General features: G+C 46.7%; 12 protein-coding genes. 5 read left to right on the top strand and 7 right to left on the bottom strand.

Translation table 11 applies throughout. From position 1 onward, the window contains the following. Nucleotides 1-78: 78 nt before the first annotated feature. From LS482_RS12555 to LS482_RS12545, 3 genes are all read right to left on the bottom strand, one after another. Complete coding sequence (locus tag LS482_RS12555; RefSeq protein WP_233027868.1) at nt 79-2853, bottom strand: alpha/beta hydrolase family protein; 2775 nt, start codon at nt 2851-2853, stop codon at nt 79-81. Nucleotides 2854-2936: 83 nt separating this feature from the next. Then, nucleotides 2937-3752 carry a lysophospholipid acyltransferase family protein gene (locus LS482_RS12550; protein WP_233027867.1) on the bottom strand — a complete coding sequence of 272 codons (816 nt, stop codon included), beginning with the start codon at nt 3750-3752 and terminating at the stop codon, nt 2937-2939. 98 nt (nt 3753-3850) lie between these two features. Then, a complete protein-coding gene (locus tag LS482_RS12545; protein WP_367890573.1) occupies nt 3851-4414 on the bottom strand; it encodes an NUDIX hydrolase in 564 nt (187 codons plus the stop codon). 76 nt (nt 4415-4490) lie between these two features. Between LS482_RS12545 and LS482_RS12540 the strand changes: the two genes are divergently transcribed. Then, entirely contained in the window at nt 4491-5246 is a 756-nt protein-coding gene (locus LS482_RS12540) for a peptidylprolyl isomerase (protein WP_233027865.1), read from the top strand. Nucleotides 5247-5308: 62 nt separating this feature from the next. Here LS482_RS12540 and LS482_RS12535 read toward each other — a convergent pair whose 3' ends face one another. The 3 genes from LS482_RS12535 to LS482_RS12525 all read right to left on the bottom strand — a co-directional run bounded on the left by LS482_RS12535 (nt 5309) and on the right by LS482_RS12525 (nt 10108). Then, nucleotides 5309-6931 (bottom strand): sodium:solute symporter, encoded by a 1623-nt coding sequence (locus tag LS482_RS12535; protein WP_233027864.1) that lies wholly within the window; start codon nt 6929-6931, stop codon nt 5309-5311. Between the two features lie 275 nt (nt 6932-7206). Continuing rightward, a complete protein-coding gene (xylA, locus tag LS482_RS12530; protein ID WP_233027863.1) occupies nt 7207-8532 on the bottom strand; it encodes a xylose isomerase in 1326 nt (441 codons plus the stop codon). A gap of 91 nt (nt 8533-8623) precedes the next feature. Continuing rightward, nucleotides 8624-10108, bottom strand: a complete 1485-nt coding sequence (locus tag LS482_RS12525; protein ID WP_233027862.1) for a xylulokinase — start codon at nt 10106-10108, stop codon at nt 8624-8626. Nucleotides 10109-10197: 89 nt separating this feature from the next. On the opposite strand from LS482_RS12525, the gene LS482_RS12520 reads away from it, so the two are divergent. The 4 genes from LS482_RS12520 (at nt 10198) to uxuA (ending at nt 13980) form a co-directional block, all read left to right on the top strand. Then, nucleotides 10198-10356 carry a hypothetical protein gene (locus LS482_RS12520; RefSeq protein WP_233027861.1) on the top strand — a complete coding sequence of 53 codons (159 nt, stop codon included), beginning with the start codon at nt 10198-10200 and terminating at the stop codon, nt 10354-10356. A gap of 165 nt (nt 10357-10521) precedes the next feature. Continuing rightward, the gene (locus LS482_RS12515) at nt 10522-11556 is read left to right on the top strand and encodes a LacI family DNA-binding transcriptional regulator (protein WP_233027860.1); all 1035 of its coding nucleotides are present in this window, start codon (nt 10522-10524) and stop codon (nt 11554-11556) included. Nucleotides 11557-11934: 378 nt separating this feature from the next. Further along, complete coding sequence (locus LS482_RS12510; RefSeq protein WP_233027859.1) at nt 11935-12669, top strand: SDR family NAD(P)-dependent oxidoreductase; 735 nt, start codon at nt 11935-11937, stop codon at nt 12667-12669. A gap of 141 nt (nt 12670-12810) precedes the next feature. Then, nucleotides 12811-13980, top strand: coding sequence for a mannonate dehydratase (gene uxuA / locus LS482_RS12505; protein WP_233031822.1), 1170 nt, complete (start codon nt 12811-12813; stop codon nt 13978-13980). 176 nt (nt 13981-14156) lie between these two features. On the opposite strand, the gene LS482_RS12500 is transcribed toward uxuA, so the two are convergent. Next, nucleotides 14157-15281 (bottom strand): glycoside hydrolase family 43 protein, encoded by a 1125-nt coding sequence (locus tag LS482_RS12500; protein ID WP_233027858.1) that lies wholly within the window; start codon nt 15279-15281, stop codon nt 14157-14159. Nucleotides 15282-15424: the final 143 nt, after the last annotated feature.

The following is a 15424-nucleotide window of genomic DNA, read 5'->3' as shown; positions in this document are numbered from 1 at the left end:
TTTACCTTAAGAGATTGCCACACCCTGCTTATGGCAGGGTTCGCAATGATGTTTTTACTATTTAGAACTCACATTAATTTAATACCCTTTATCGTATTCCTTACGCACTGCAGGGCGGCCCTTGACCATCCATTCCGGGGCTTTTTTCCCCTTGAGGTAATGGTCGAAAAACTGCATCATCCGTATGGACAGGTCTTTCCTGTTCCCCCAACTGCTGCCCCTGAGGTTGTGTGGCTCACCGTTATAGGTGAGCATCCACACGGGCTTATCCAGCCTTCGCAGGGCTACAAAAAATTCTATGCCCTGATACCACGGCACGGCTCCGTCTTTATCATTGTGCATCATTAACAACGGTGTTTTTACCTTATCGGCATAAAACAGGGGGGAATTTTCGAGATACAGGTCCAGTTTCTCCCAAAGCGGTCCGCCTATACGGCTCTGTGTGTGTTCATACTGGAACATCCTGCTCAGCCCGGTCCCCCACCGGATTCCGCCATAGGCGCTGGTCATATTGCTTACGGGAGCACCTGCCATTGCCGCGGCAAACATATTGGTCCGCGTAATGAGATATGCCGTCTCATAGCCTCCCCAGCTCTGTCCCTGGAGTGCGATATGGGAACCATCGACATAAGAATGATCCGCGATCAGCTTTTCCACTCCGCTCACAATACAATCGTAAGCGCTTTGTCCCGGATAACCTTCCTTATACACAATATCAGGCACAAATACCAGGTAATCATTACTGGTGTAAAAGGTTTTATTGATAATGGAACGGCTCGGTGCCGGGATGTAATGACGGTGATAATCATCTGAGCTCCGCTCGTAGTAATACACCACCATCGGGTATTTCTTTTCCGGGTCAAAATTTTCCGGCTTGTACAACAGTCCCTGTAACGGCACATCGTCGTAGTTTTTCCACGATACCAGAGATACGCTTCCCCATTTGTAGTTTTCCTGCTGCGGATTGGCCGCCGTAACTTTTTCCGGGGAATCCATAGCCGTCGTGGTTACCCGGATATCCGGATATTCCCGGTAGCTTTCTTTTGTAAAAAAGACCCTGTCACTGTTTTTGGCCTTACGGGGATAATTAAGCCTGTAATCTCCCTCCATGATCACTTCGGGCGACTTTTCCTGGTCCAGGTCGGCAAGGACATAGCCTTCTTTTTTGGTTTTTTCATCAAAAGAGTGCAGCAATGCTTTTTTTCCGGTGTCTATAAATTTTTCATCCCTGTCGAGCTTAATATAACGATATACGGTTTTGTTTTCCCTGCCTGTTCCGGTTACGCGTTTCGGTTTGTTTTTTCCTGCCGGATCGAGTTTCCAGATATCATAACGGTCATACACATACACCGCCTTGTCATTCCGGGCCCATCCGGCTACACCGTAAGGCCTCGGTTCGCTCGGAGTATCGTGCCTTTCATCGTAAAAAGGAACGTCGATATCTCTGGTCAGGGCCACCTGTGCATCGGTGGCCAGGTCTATCGAATAATAAATGCTGTCCTTCCGGTTGTAATATACGGCGTATTTCTGGGCAGCCCCGGTCCACATCCGGTTTTGCCCTTTTACCAGGAGCTTCTTTTCGCCGGTTTGCAGGTCAACACTGTAGAAATCACTGATCCACAGCCCCGTCCAGGAAGAGGTCCGTAGATAGTCACTGTTGTCCTCGGCCAGGACATATTTTCCGTCTCCCTTCTCAAGAACGGTAATTTCGGAAATGGTGCTGTCTGCCAGTTGTACACCCTCTCCGGTATCGAAATCATATACCGCGAGGTATGTTTTTTTCTGATCTTTTTTCAGGTTTACCTTTTGCCGGGGTTGTAATTCCTTGTCGGTCCAGGCCCAGATATCAAGTGTGGCCCTTTCGTTGTCCAACAAGGTATCTTTCGGGTGTTCAACTCCGGGGTAAGCGGTACCGAAAAACATTCGCCTACCGTTTTCCGAAAAGTAGATATCCCCATTTTCCGAAGGCACCCACCCGGTGGGAATATTCCGGATATTTTTTACACTGAGCCCGGAAACCGTTTTCCCTGTACCTTTATACAGTTGAAATTTTTTGACCTTAGTAGTATCTTTGGAAAACAGAAAACCCAGCTTTGCACCCTCGGGGCCGAGAGATATTTTCCTGATGGTCCCGTCTTTGTGAAACAATGTATCCGTTTTTCCGGTTTCTCCATCAAAATACACTACAGCCGACCGGGTTGCGGTACTGTCCTTTTTCACTGTACTCAGCAACAGGCTGTTTGCCTTGTTTGCCCAGGTATAGGCCTTAGCATTCATAAATGCAATACTGTCTTTGCTTAAAGGATTGAGTGCTACCACCAGGGTGTCACGCGCTTTCTTTTTCTCCACACCGGTTGTGTCCTTTTTTTCAGGTTCTTCCCCGGAAACGGGTTTTGTAACAGTTTTAAAGGCCAGCCAGTTTCCGCCTTCATTCGGTAGACCAAAATCACTCACATCAGGATATTTGAGCAATTTTCCGGTTCCGGGCACATAGATCCCGAGGGAATCGGACGGACGTTTGTCTTTTTTCCATTTGGCGGTTTCGGCCTTTCTTCTCAGCGCTATCTCCGGTCTTATTTTAAATGCTACAAAACTGCTGTTGCCGCTTATACGGGCATCACTACCTCTCGCAATCGTATCGGATACCCCATTTTCCATATCGGTTATAATCAGCATGCCGTCTCCGTTGCCGGGGTTGTATTCATATACAAGAATTTTTCCGTTTTCGGAAAGCCGGGGTTTTTCAATATTCATCCAGCTGTCGAAATCGTCTACGGTAAGGGGCTTTTTTTGTGCATAAAGTAATCCTGCGAATAATAACAGCAGTATAAACAGGTATGATCTGTGTCTCATATCAGTAGTTTATTATTTTTGGCTTCGGGTTTAAACCCGGGGAATGATTTCCGTGTATCATCAAATGATCACATCAGCACATCTTAACTGTCCTCCTTATAACTCCACCGGCGTTTTTCGTTCAGGGCCTCTGCCATTTTCAGTGCTTCTTCAGGTATAACCTTGAGGAAAGACGGGTGTTGTTCGATGGCGTATTCCAGTTGTTCCACGATCGTTTCAACACTGTCGTTCTCATAATCTATTTCCAGCGGTTCTTTGATAACCATCGACTGCAGGATCCCTTTCTTTTTTATCCAGATCCCCTTTTTGTCAAAGGAACGCCTGAAGCCGTCTATTACAACCGGGATCACTATCGGTTTGTATTGCTTGATAATATGTGCTGTTCCCTTCCGTATGGGTTTCCAGGGTTTTGTAGTTCCCTGCGGAAAGGTGATGACCCAACCGTCTTCCAGTGCCCGGCCTATATTTTCCGTATCGCTCAGGTTAACTTCCCGTTGTATTTCCTTTCCCTTTTCCCGCCATGTACGTTCTACTGTAATAGCTCCGGCATAGGCCATGATCCTGGCCAAAAGCCCTGCTTTCATGGTTTCTTTTGCGGCCACATAATAGATATTGAGCTTGGGGTTCCAGATATAACTGACATTTTTGATAGAATCGACTCTATGGGTAAGACTGGCGTTGAACACGTGAAACATGGCTACCACATCGGCAAAATAGGTTTGGTGATTGGACACGAACAACACTCCCGTATCCGGCAGTTCCTTGATGATCTCCGACCCTTCTATCTGCAATTCGTTGAAACCGCGGTACCGCCGGTGCGTAAGCACACCGAATACCCTGATCAGCCATTTTTTCAGAAACAAAATATGTCCGAAAGGATTTTTTTTGAACAATCCCATTATACATGATTAGGTTTAAGGAGGAAGACGACAAACGCTTCACCCTGCAAAAATATACATTTATAACTATGTGTTATCCGGATGTAGCTCATAAGGGTTCAGCGCAAAGCCGATCCGACCAGGTCCCTCACTTCACTCAGCATGGCTGCGGTTGCTCCCCAGACCACGTACCCTTTCAGATTGAAAACCGGGACATTCACATTTACCGCATATGAAGTCGTAATGGTTTTACGGGACACCAGGCTGTCATCCAGAACATCACCGAGGGGAACTTCTATGACTTCTTCCACTTCTTCCTCCTGCGGAAAAAAGACTGGAGGTTCTTTCATAACTCCCAGAAAAGGGTGTACCAGGAAGTTACTGGGCGGTATGTAGAGTGTGGTCATGGCCCGTATGACTTCTATTTTCCCGGAAGCCACCCCCACTTCTTCCATCGTTTCTCTCAGGGCTGTGGCCCGGATGTCTTTGTCTTCTTTTTCCCTTTTCCCTCCGGGAAATCCCACCTGGTTGGAATGGACACCTTTATATTCCTTCCTGAGCAGGAGAACAATTTTTGTGATATCGTCCCTGTCGGGATAGAAAAGTGCCATAACCCCTGCCTTTCTCGGGTTTCGTCCGGCTACATCGATCTCACGCAACTCCTTTACAGGTATGGAAGCCATTTTGTACTGGGATTCCTGCCCCGGTAAAGGCAGATTTTTTATTTTTGGGACTAACTCTAAAAAATTATTGAAATTCATGTTACGTTACACACTGAGTCTTTTTACAATAATACTACTTATATTTTTAACAGGATGTCAACAAAAACCTAAAAAATCCGGCGAAGACAGCAAACCGGCCGCCGATCAGCAAGCCGTAAAAGCCGATTCTGCTGAAACAAAAGAACAGGACAGTACAGCCCGGAAGGATACGATTCCCGAAAATGTCAAAGTGGAAGATACCATTGTCCTCAATGACGACAATGCCATTCCCTTCTTTTACGAATACAACAAAAAACACAAGGAAAACAAGGTAAAAATATCCACCAAGTACGGCGATATTATCATAGAACTTTACCGGGAAACGCCCTATCACCGTTCCAATTTCATCTACCTTACCAAAAAGGGATATTTTAACGGTACATATTTTCACCGGGTGGTTAAAGATTTCATTATCCAGGGCGGCAATTCAGACAGTCGGATAACCTCCGGAAAACGCAGTGAGATAGGACGCTACCTTCTCCCTCCCGATACCAAAAAAGGATTTAAACACCACAGGGGAGTGGTTTCCATGCCCAGCAGCGACGATGTGGATAACCCGCATAAACTGGCCTCCCCTTTCGAGTTTTTTATTGTAGTGCAAAGTCCGGGAGCCTATCATCTGGACGGTAATTATACCGCATTTGGCCGGGTCATCCAGGGTATGGACGTTGTAGACAAGATCAGCAACCTGTCTACGGACAAACGTGAATGGCCCCACGAAAGCGTGAGGATGCAGGTAGAGATCGTAGAATAAATAATAGAGACGCACGGGCGTGCGTCTCTACGTATACAGAATTCCTATATAATATTAGATCATCACCCTGTAAAATACAGCATAATCGCCGTGATGATCACTACTATCAGCCCTGAAGAAACAATATCCACCCAGGAATAACTGTTTTTAACATCGGCTTTTTGTTCTTCTGTCAAAGTACCCAATGCCAGTCCCTCCACCTGTTTGGCCGAGGGTTTGGCCGAAGAAAGGCTTACGCCTACAAGTATACAAAGGGAGATCACAAATATGACAATGGCAAAGTGGGAGAACGGTATGGCAATGATATCGCCCAGTATTCCCGTAAATTCATGACCGGGATTAAACGTAACAATGGTATCCAGTATCAACCGGAAAAGTCCGATGCCGAATCCGACATACAATGTGGTCAGGGCTCCCCTGGCATTGATCCTTTTGGAAAGTATCCCGAGGAGGAACACAGCCGTGATGGGCGGCGCTATGTAGGACTGTACGGATTGCAGGTAATCATACAGCGTACCGGGCGCGTTTTTCATGACAGGTATCCACGCAAAGCCCAGTACCACGATCACCGCAGTTGCTATTTTTCCTATACGCAGCAGTCTCTTTTCACTTTCGCCCGGCCTTATCTTTTTGTAAATATCAATGGTAAACAGGGTAGAACACGAATTGAATACCGATGCCAGCGAACTCATCAATGCAGCCAGAAGCCCTGCCGCCACCAATCCCCTTATCCCGGACGGGAGCAGGGTCTTGACCATTGTGGGCAGCACTTCATTGGCATCGTTATAGTGCAGCACCCCTTGTTTGCTCAGGGCAAAGGCCACCATACCTGGAACCAGAAAGAGAAAAACGGGAAGTATTTTTAAGAAACCTCCCCAGATAGCTCCTCTCCGGCCTTCCTTTACATTTTTGGCGGTCAATACGCGCTGCACGATATACTGATCGGTACACCAATACCATATTCCAACAATAGCTCCGCCGAATACCATCCCCGTCCAGGGATACCTGGGGTCACTTGCCGGGCGCCACATATTGAAGTGTTCGTTGCCTACAATTTCTCTAAGGCCGGACCATCCGCCAATAGCTTCGTGATTGAGCCCGATGAAGGTAACGGCCAGTGCGCCACCTATCAGAATAAAGGTTTGCAGTGCTTCTGTGTACACCACCGCACTCATCCCTCCTACTACGGTATAAATACCTGTAATGACCAGGGTCAGGATTGCCCCGGTCCAGAAGTCAATACCCAGTAAGGACTGAAATACGATCCCGCCTGCATAAATGGAAACCGAAACCTTGGTGAGGATATATCCTACCAGGGAAAGAATGGACAGGAACCACCGCGCCTTGGGGCTATACCTCCGTTCCAGGAATTCGGGCATGGTGAACACCCCGCTCCTGGCATAGAACGGAAGGAATACCCAGCCCAGAAGCAATACGATCCAGGCGTGGAGTTCGTAATGTGCCAGTGGCATTCCGCTATCGGCACCTGCCCCGGCCAAGCCTACGAGGTGTTCCGAACCTATATTCGACGCAAAAATAGACGCCCCTACAATAAACCATCCTATATTCCTTCCCGCGAGGAAGTAATCCTGGGTATCTTTTTGTTTTTTGCTCATAACCCAGGCAGCAATGCCCAGGAGAAGGACGAAGTACAGTCCTATGACAATCCAGTCCAGTTGTTCCATAATTCCGTTTTTGGGTTAGTTGTACCGGGCTACAGGAATAGAGGCAGCCCGGATCGGATATACAAACTTATTGAGTTATACATATAGATTCCATATCATTCTCGGATCATCATAACCATATAATTCATATGCTTTATACACTGAACAGCCATTTTATAAAAGTCCTGACTTTGTGGTCCTCTGTGTAATGGCCTGTATTTATAGTGTTATTACACGGAGACTTACAAAGATTGCACAAAGAATTATATAGAAATTATAAATATAACCCGGCAAACTTAAATATATTGATTGATGAGATTCTCAAAATATTCCTGTCTTCCACTCTTTAATTCTATGTCCTGATGCGCTTCGGCATATTTGTACAGGTCTTCAAAAGTGGATTTTCCCTCGGCAAAAGCCTTTCCTTCCCCGGAATCGAAAGAACCGTACCGTTCCTTCCGCAACGCCAGATAGTCGGAATCTTCCAGAATATGATGTGCTGCTACAAGTGCCCGGGCAAATGCATCCATACCACCGATATGAGCATAAAAAATATCTTCGAGGTCGGTGGAATTCCGCCTGGTCTTGGCATCGAAGTTAACACCTCCGCCCTGGAATCCTCCGGCTTGCAAAATCACCAGCATGGCCTGGGCCAGTTCAAATACGTCTACCGGGAACTGGTCGGTATCCCAGCCGTTCTGGTAGTCTCCGCGATTGGCATCAATACTGCCCAGCAGGTTGTTGTCGGCCGCCACCTGTAATTCGTGTTCAAAAGTATGCTGTGCCAAGGTGGCGTGGTTAACCTCTACATTCAGTTTAAAATCGTCCAGAAGATCGTATTTGGTGAGAAAGCCCAATACGGTTGCCGCATCAAAATCGTATTGATGTTTGGTGGGCTCCATGGGTTTCGGCTCTATAAAGAAAGTGCCCCTGAACCCCTGTTTTCTCGCATAATCTTTTGCCATGTGCAGGAAGGTGGCAAAGTGTTCCTGTTCGCGTTTCATATCGGTATTGAGCAGGGACATATAACCTTCTCTTCCTCCCCAGAACACGTAATTTTCACCTCCGAGCTTTATGGTAACATCCAGTGCATTCTTTACCTGCGCACCCGCCTGGGCAAGGATGTTAAAATCGGGATTGGTAACGGCACCGTTCATGTATTTCGGGTGACTGAAGCAGTTGGCCGTTCCCCACAGCAGTTTTACGCCCGATTCTTTCTGTTTTTCCAGTGCATAGTCCGATATGAATTGTAACCGCTTTTCGGATTCGGCAAGCGTGTTTCCCTCATCGATCAGGTCAAAATCGTGGAAACAGTAATAAGGTGTTCCCAGCTTTGTTATAAATTCAAAGGCGGCATCCATTTTGTCTTTGGCCTGTTGCCTTGCATCCGCACTGCTCATCCACGGGAATTTTTTGGTAGGTATCCCGAAAGGGTCTCCCCCGGTACCTGTAAAGGTATGCCAGTAGGCCACGGCAAACTTAAAGTGTTCTTTCATGGTCTTGCCCCCTACCAGTTTGTTCTCGTCATAATATTTGAATGCGAGCGGATTTCTGGAAGAAGGACCTTCAAACTTTATTTTTCCTACTCCTTTAAAATATTCTTTCTCTCCGAGTGTTATCATTTTTTCTACGCGTTAAATAATGTTATACTTTGATATCAGATGTTAGTAAGGTTTATTCCGGTTTTATTTATATCCTGTTCAACAAGGGAACTCATTCCTGCGCTTTCATAAGTTCCGTTTTCCATGATGCATAGGCTTCCCCGTAAGCTTCTTTTTCTTTAAGCGGTGTATAGGTGGTGATGTATTCATCCCCGGAAAAGGCATCGCCAAACGTCTTAAAATCACCATGGCTATATCCGGCCGCCCTTGCCGCACCTACAGCCCCGGTAGTATCGACAATAGCGATCTCCCGGCCTGTTAATGTTGCTATGGTACGGGAAAAAAGTTCAGACCGGAACAGGTTGTCGCCCCCGGCCTTGATGGTTGTGAGTTCCACCCCGTCATTTTCAAGGATGCCGATTCCGTATACAAAAGAAAAGGCTATACCTTCCAGGGCAGCGCGATAGAGGTGTTCTTTCCGGTGTATGTTGAAATTGAGGTTTGATATCCCCGCCCCCATGTTTATATTTCCCAGCATCCTTTCGGCACCATTGCCAAAAGGTAATATACGTAACCCCTCGGCACCTACCGGGACTGTTGCTGCCATCTCATTCATTTCGTTATAGGAGAGTGTTCCTCCGGCCACCTGTTCTTTCATCCAGCGATACAGTATCCCCGCACCGTTAATATTCAGCAGTTTGCCTATTCTCGGGGCTCCGGGACTGTGATTGACATGGGCAAAATTATTGATCCGGGTCCCCTCGGCAGTTTGTGTGGAATTGCTCACCGCATATACCACACCGGAAGTTCCGCCGGTAGCGGCAATTTCCCCGGGGTTGAACACATTAAGGGACAACGCATTGTTAGGTTGATCTCCTGCCCTGTAGAGCAGGGGAGTTCCCTTTTTCAGGCCGAGTTCCTCCGAGGCCTCTTCGGTAAGTTCTCCCTGTTCGGAAAAGGTGGGTACGATATCGGGCAGCAGCGCCTTATCTATTCCCGCTTCTTCCAGCAGCCATAACGCGGGGGTATCCTCTTTAAAATCCCATACGATGCCTTCCGATAACCCGGAAGGTGTTGTTGTGCATTTTCCTGTAAGTTTTAATGCGATATAGTCTCCGGGAAGCAGGAATTTATAGCCTTTTTTATAGACTTCCGGTTCATTGTCCCTGACCCATTTTAACTTGGACAGGGTAAAATTTCCGGGACCGTTGAGCAAGTGCTCCAGGCATTTACCTTCCCCGACCTGTCGCATCAGTGTGTTACCCGTATCTACCGCCCGGCTGTCGCACCATATTATGGAGTCCCGGAGTACATTGTGTTCTTTATCCACAATCACCAGGCCGTGCATCTGGTAAGATATGCCTATTCCTTTAATATTTTTCGGATCCGTTTTGGTTTGTTGTATCAATTTTGCAGTGGCTTTGCACAAATTGTCCCACCACATCTCCGGATCTTGTTCTCCCCAGCCGGGTTCCAGGGAGGTTATGGGCATTTCCTTATCGGGTTGTTGGGTCACCCCCACTACTTTTCCACTCCCCGCCCTGACGAGGGAAGCCTTTACGGAAGAACTTCCCACATCATATCCTATCCAGTACATGGCATACAGGTTTATTACTTATATTATTCCTATTCATCGCATACTTTTCATGAAGAAAAAACATCTTATAGTACATAAAACCATAAGATATGGTAAAAATAACCATAACTTTTAATCTAACAAATTTTTTACCCAAAATAATAATTGCAATCGGTTGTGATCCAAATATACATTTTTCCGGGAAATTAATTGAACATATGGCAACCGGATCAGAACTACATCCGTTTTTCCTCAGGGTATTGCCTTAATCATCATGCAATTCGCAATCTATTTTCGCTTTCTGTTGTCGTTTATCAAAAGTTTCGCGTAATTCCGTATATTTGACGACTTTAAAATCCCTTCTTCCCTGCCAACTCCTCACGGAAACCCGTTGATACCGGTTAGCGGTCCGCCCCGATAATTAAATGACAACGATGAAAGCAAAAAAGGAAATTACCATATACGATATTGCAAAAAAGCTCAAGTATTCCCCTTCCACAATATCACGGGCCCTGAACGATCACGAAAGCATCAGCAAAAAGACGATCGGGGCCATCAAGAAGGCAGCCAAGGAAATGGGTTATCACCCGAACTCCCTGGCCGCAAGCCTGCGAAACAACAGGAGTAAGACCATAGGAATTATGATATCGCGTATCAACAGGCCATTCATTTCTTCGCTGATAAGCGGCATCGAGGAATACGCCAGAAAATCGGGCTACAATGTGATCATAAGCCAGTCTAACGACAAGTATGAGAACGAGGTTGTCAATGCGCAAACGCAATACAACAGCAGGATCAGTGGCCTAATCGTATCTCTCTCCATGGAAACCCGCAAGCTGGACCACCTGCAGCAGTTTATGGACCAGGGGATTCCCATCGTGTTCGTAGACCGGGTTCCGGACGAACTGGATGTGCACAAGGTTATTATCGACAACTATGCTGCAGGCTACAAGGCCACGCAGCACCTAATCGAACAAGGGTGCAAACGTATAGCCCACTTTGCCGGGGCGCAGCACCGGAATGTATACCGGGAACGTAAAAAGGGGTATATGGATGCCATGAAAGATCATAACATTCCCTTGGACGACAAACTCATTATCGGCTTCAAGACCCTGAGCTTCGAAGAAGGAGAAAAGGTTACACGCAAACTGCTGGACCTTCCCGAACCGCCGGACGGTATATTTTCTGCTAACGATACCGCCGCCGTGAGTGCCATTCTTCACGCTAAAAAAAGAGGAGTGAAAATCCCGGAAGAACTGGCTATTATCGGTTTTAATAACGACCCTATTGCGTCTATCGTGGAACCGGGGCTGTCTACTATCACGCATCCCGCCATAAAAATGGGGGAACTATCTGCACAACGTATCCTGCAACATGCCAAAGAAGATTACGACAGTACGATCACGGAGATCACAGTCCTCCCGACGGAACTGCTCATAAGGGATTCTTCGGACCGGAAAAAAATATAACTTGATATATACCAATTTTTTACGAAAGTAAGGAAGCCTCACAGATTGAAAAATACCGGCACAGTTGAACTGAAGTGACCAAATAACGATAGCTGGGCAGTGGAGAAAAAACACTCCTTTTGGTGAGCCGAACCATACCTCCCCTCAACTCATGTTGCATCCACTTTCGAAAATAGGAAAATTGTTAGGATTCCGGCTGCCATCCGAAAAAACGCAACCGATTGCACCAAATATTTTGAAAATGGACTTTTTTTCGCTTATTTTACACCCTATATCCTTACCGGAATCCGAAAATATACACGGTATTATATTCAGAACCCCCGTATTGTCTGGGAGCCAGTCGGATATTGCAATTTAACATAAAAAATCATTGGAAATATGACTAAAACGGCAGTTGTTACCGGAGCAAACTCGGGCCTGGGCTATGCCACGGCAAAAAAACTATGTGATAACGGTATTAAAACCTATATCGTTGGAAGAAACCCGGAAAAAACGGAGAATGCCTGTAAAGAGATCGGGGATCTGGCCATTCCCGTGATCTTCGACCTCAACAACCTGGAAGGTATCCCCGGATTTATTGAGAATATTGCCAAAGAATCGCCCATCGACATATTGGTAAACAATGCAGGAATTAACATGAAAAAGGAATTTACGGAGGTAACCGACGAGGAGTTCCAATCCATTATCCATACCAATGTATTCAGCGTTTTCGCCGTGAGCCGGGAAGTCGTAAAAGTAATGAAGGGGCATGGTGGCGGAAGCATTATCAACATCAGCTCCATGACTTCACAATACGGTATTCCGAAAGTAATTGCCTATTCTGCCAGTAAAAGCGCCATAGAAGGCATGACCCGCGCCATGGCCGTGGAACTTGCCCAGTATGGTATCCGGGTAAACTGTGTGGCGCCCGGCTTTATAAAAACCAAAATGTCCTCCAAAGCACTGGATAACGATCCGGAACGGAAAAACAAGGTGCTGGGCCGGACACCGATGGGCAAACTCGGAGAGCCTTCAGACATTGCCGACGCAGTTTTTTATTATGCCACTTCGGAATCCAAATTTACCACAGGGACTATACTTCCGGTTGACGGGGGGAACAGTATAGGGTTTTAAAAGGTCATTTTTTATTTTGATAATGCGGGGCACGAGTCTGGAGACTCGCGCCAGGCAAAAAAATAAAACCGGAACTTTGGGCTGAATTAAATTTTGAACCTGAAACAAAAAACTCAAACCATAAAATACATCATGATACGAATGCAGCAAACCATGCGATGGTACGGACCGCATGACGGTGTAAGCCTCGAAGAAATCAAGCAGGCAGGAGTGAGCGGTATCGTCACCGCATTGCATGAAATTCCCGTAGGGGATGTCTGGACCGTTGCTGCCATAAAGGAACGACAGACCGTCATACACAGACTCGGACTGGAATGGACCGTAATCGAAAGCCTTCCGGTACACGAAGATATCAAACGGAAAAACGGCAATTACGAAGTTTATATAGAAAATTACAAAAAAAGCCTGGAAAATATCGCCGCCTGCGGACTCAAGGTTATCACCTATAACTTTATGCCCGTACTGGACTGGGTCCGGACCAACACGCTATTCGTCAATCCGGACGGCACCAAAACGCTGCGGTTCGAAAAGGATGCCTTTGTGTATTTCGATCTCTTTCTGCTCGAGAGGCCCGGTGCGGAAAACGATTATTCCGCAGAAGAAAAGGAAAAAGCCAAAGCCTATGGAAGGCAACTTTCAGAGGAAGAAAAACAGGCCCTCTTCCGTACGGTACTCCTGGGATTGCCGGGCAGTAAAGAAAATTTCACTACGCAAAAAGTCCTTGACCTCTTGAAACAGTATGAGGGGATAGACGACACCAAACTCCGGGAAAACCTTTATTATTTCCTGAATGAAGTAGCCCCCGTAGCGGAAGAACTGGGACTCAAACTCGCCATTCACCCGGACGATCCGCCATTTTCCGTACTCGGGCTGCCACGTATTGTCTGTTCGGAAGAAGATATCAGTGCCATTCTAAAGGCCGTTCCCGTCAATGCTAACGGGTTGTGTTACTGCACAGGTTCTTTAGGCGCCAATCCGGACAACGATCTGGTAAACATCCTCGAAAAGCACGGGGACCGTGTACATTTTCTTCATCTCCGCAGTGTAGCCAAAGAACGAAAAGGCGTTTTTAAAGAAGCAGAACATCTGGGAGGTGATGCACCGATGGAAACCATTGTTTTCAGGATACTTCAATTGATGAACAAAAGAAATACCGCCCTCCCCATGCGACCGGACCACGGGGCGCTTTTCACCCTGGAAGAAGGAAGGGAACACTACTCCGGATATTCCCTGATAGGCCGTCTGAAGGGACTGGCAGAAATCCGCGGACTCGAACAGGGACTCGTATATGCGATGAATAACGAAGTATAGCCTAATTGCGTGAATCCATAAACAATAGCACGACCCGGCAAGTTTCCTGATGAAATTTACCGGGTCGTTTTTGTTCTGCCGTAAATTGTACAGAACGCTTTGTGACCTGCGCCTCCACAGTCGTAAAAAATACCGGAAGGCACTGAGGCACTAAAAACACACCAACTATTAAATAACTATTCTTTAATGGTACTTATGGGGGCTATGGTACCGTCTTCTCGGTGTTCCAGTTTTGTTACTTTTATATTCCGCAGATGCGTTTGTCCGGACAACTGGGTATCGTGGTAAAACAGGTACCACTCTCCATCCACTTCCACAATGGAATGGTGATTGGTCCATCCCTGAACGGGGTTCAATATGTTCCCCTGGTATACAAAGGGCCCGTAGGGACTATCGCCAATGGCATAGGCAATAAAATGGGTATCCCCGGTAGAATATGAAAAGTAATATTTACCGTTGTACTTGTGCATCCAGGCGGCTTCAAAAAACCGTCTCTTGTGATCTCCCGCCGGAATGGGATTCCCCTCACCGTCTACGATCTTTATTTTCTTCAGTTCTTCATCAAACTGCAGCATGTCATCGCTTAAACGCGCTACCCTCGGACTTATCGCGGGTTCGTCATCAGCCGGTTCGTTGTCATACGGGGTTTTTGCCGTATTGTTGTATTTCCCGGTACGCCAGTTCTGGAGTTGTCCGCCCCAAATTCCCCCCAGGTACATGTAGTACTTCCCGTCATCGTTCTTAAACACGGCCGGGTCTATACTCAGGCTTCCTTTTATGGGGTCCTTCTCCGCCTTGAACGGTCCTTCGGGCGAATCGGAAACAGCCACGCCTATACGGAAGATCCCTTCCTTGTCTTTGGCGGGAAAATAAAGGTAATACCTGCCATCTTTATACGCCGCATCCGGTGCCCACATTTGTTTTTCGGCCCAGGGAACGTCTTCCACACTGAGGGCAACACCGTGATCGGTGACTTCGCCGCCCATGGAATCCATGGAAAACACGTGATAGTCGCGCATATCGAAATGCCCGCCGAAATCGTCTTCTTCGGTCCCGGCATCAACGTCGTGGGACGGATAAATATATATTTTATCATCAAAAACATGTGCCGAAGGGTCGGCCGTATAAATATCCTCTACCAGCGGCGGGTTCAGGAATTTTGTTTCCGTTTCCTGTTTTTGCTCCTGTACCGTTGCGGTTTTTTGTTCGTCCTGTTTCTTTTTGTTTCCCTGTCCACAGGAAACGGTTAACAGGCCTGTAAGGATTACAGTACCTGTTTTTATTAAACTGTATTTTTTCATGTTTCTTTTTTTGATATGGTTTTTGTTGTTATTGGTTATTGTCTGTTGTTATTTTCCGGAAATTAAACACCTAATAGAAACGTACGGCGTCCGATCCTGATTGAGACGCACGGCCCCTGATCGAGACGCAGGCCGTGCGTCTC

The organism is Sinomicrobium kalidii (assembly GCF_021183825.1).
Taxonomy (GTDB): Bacteria; Bacteroidota; Bacteroidia; order Flavobacteriales; family Flavobacteriaceae; genus Sinomicrobium; species Sinomicrobium kalidii.
Note: the sequence above shows the minus strand (reverse complement) of the source record. Positions and strands in the feature narration are given on the sequence as shown.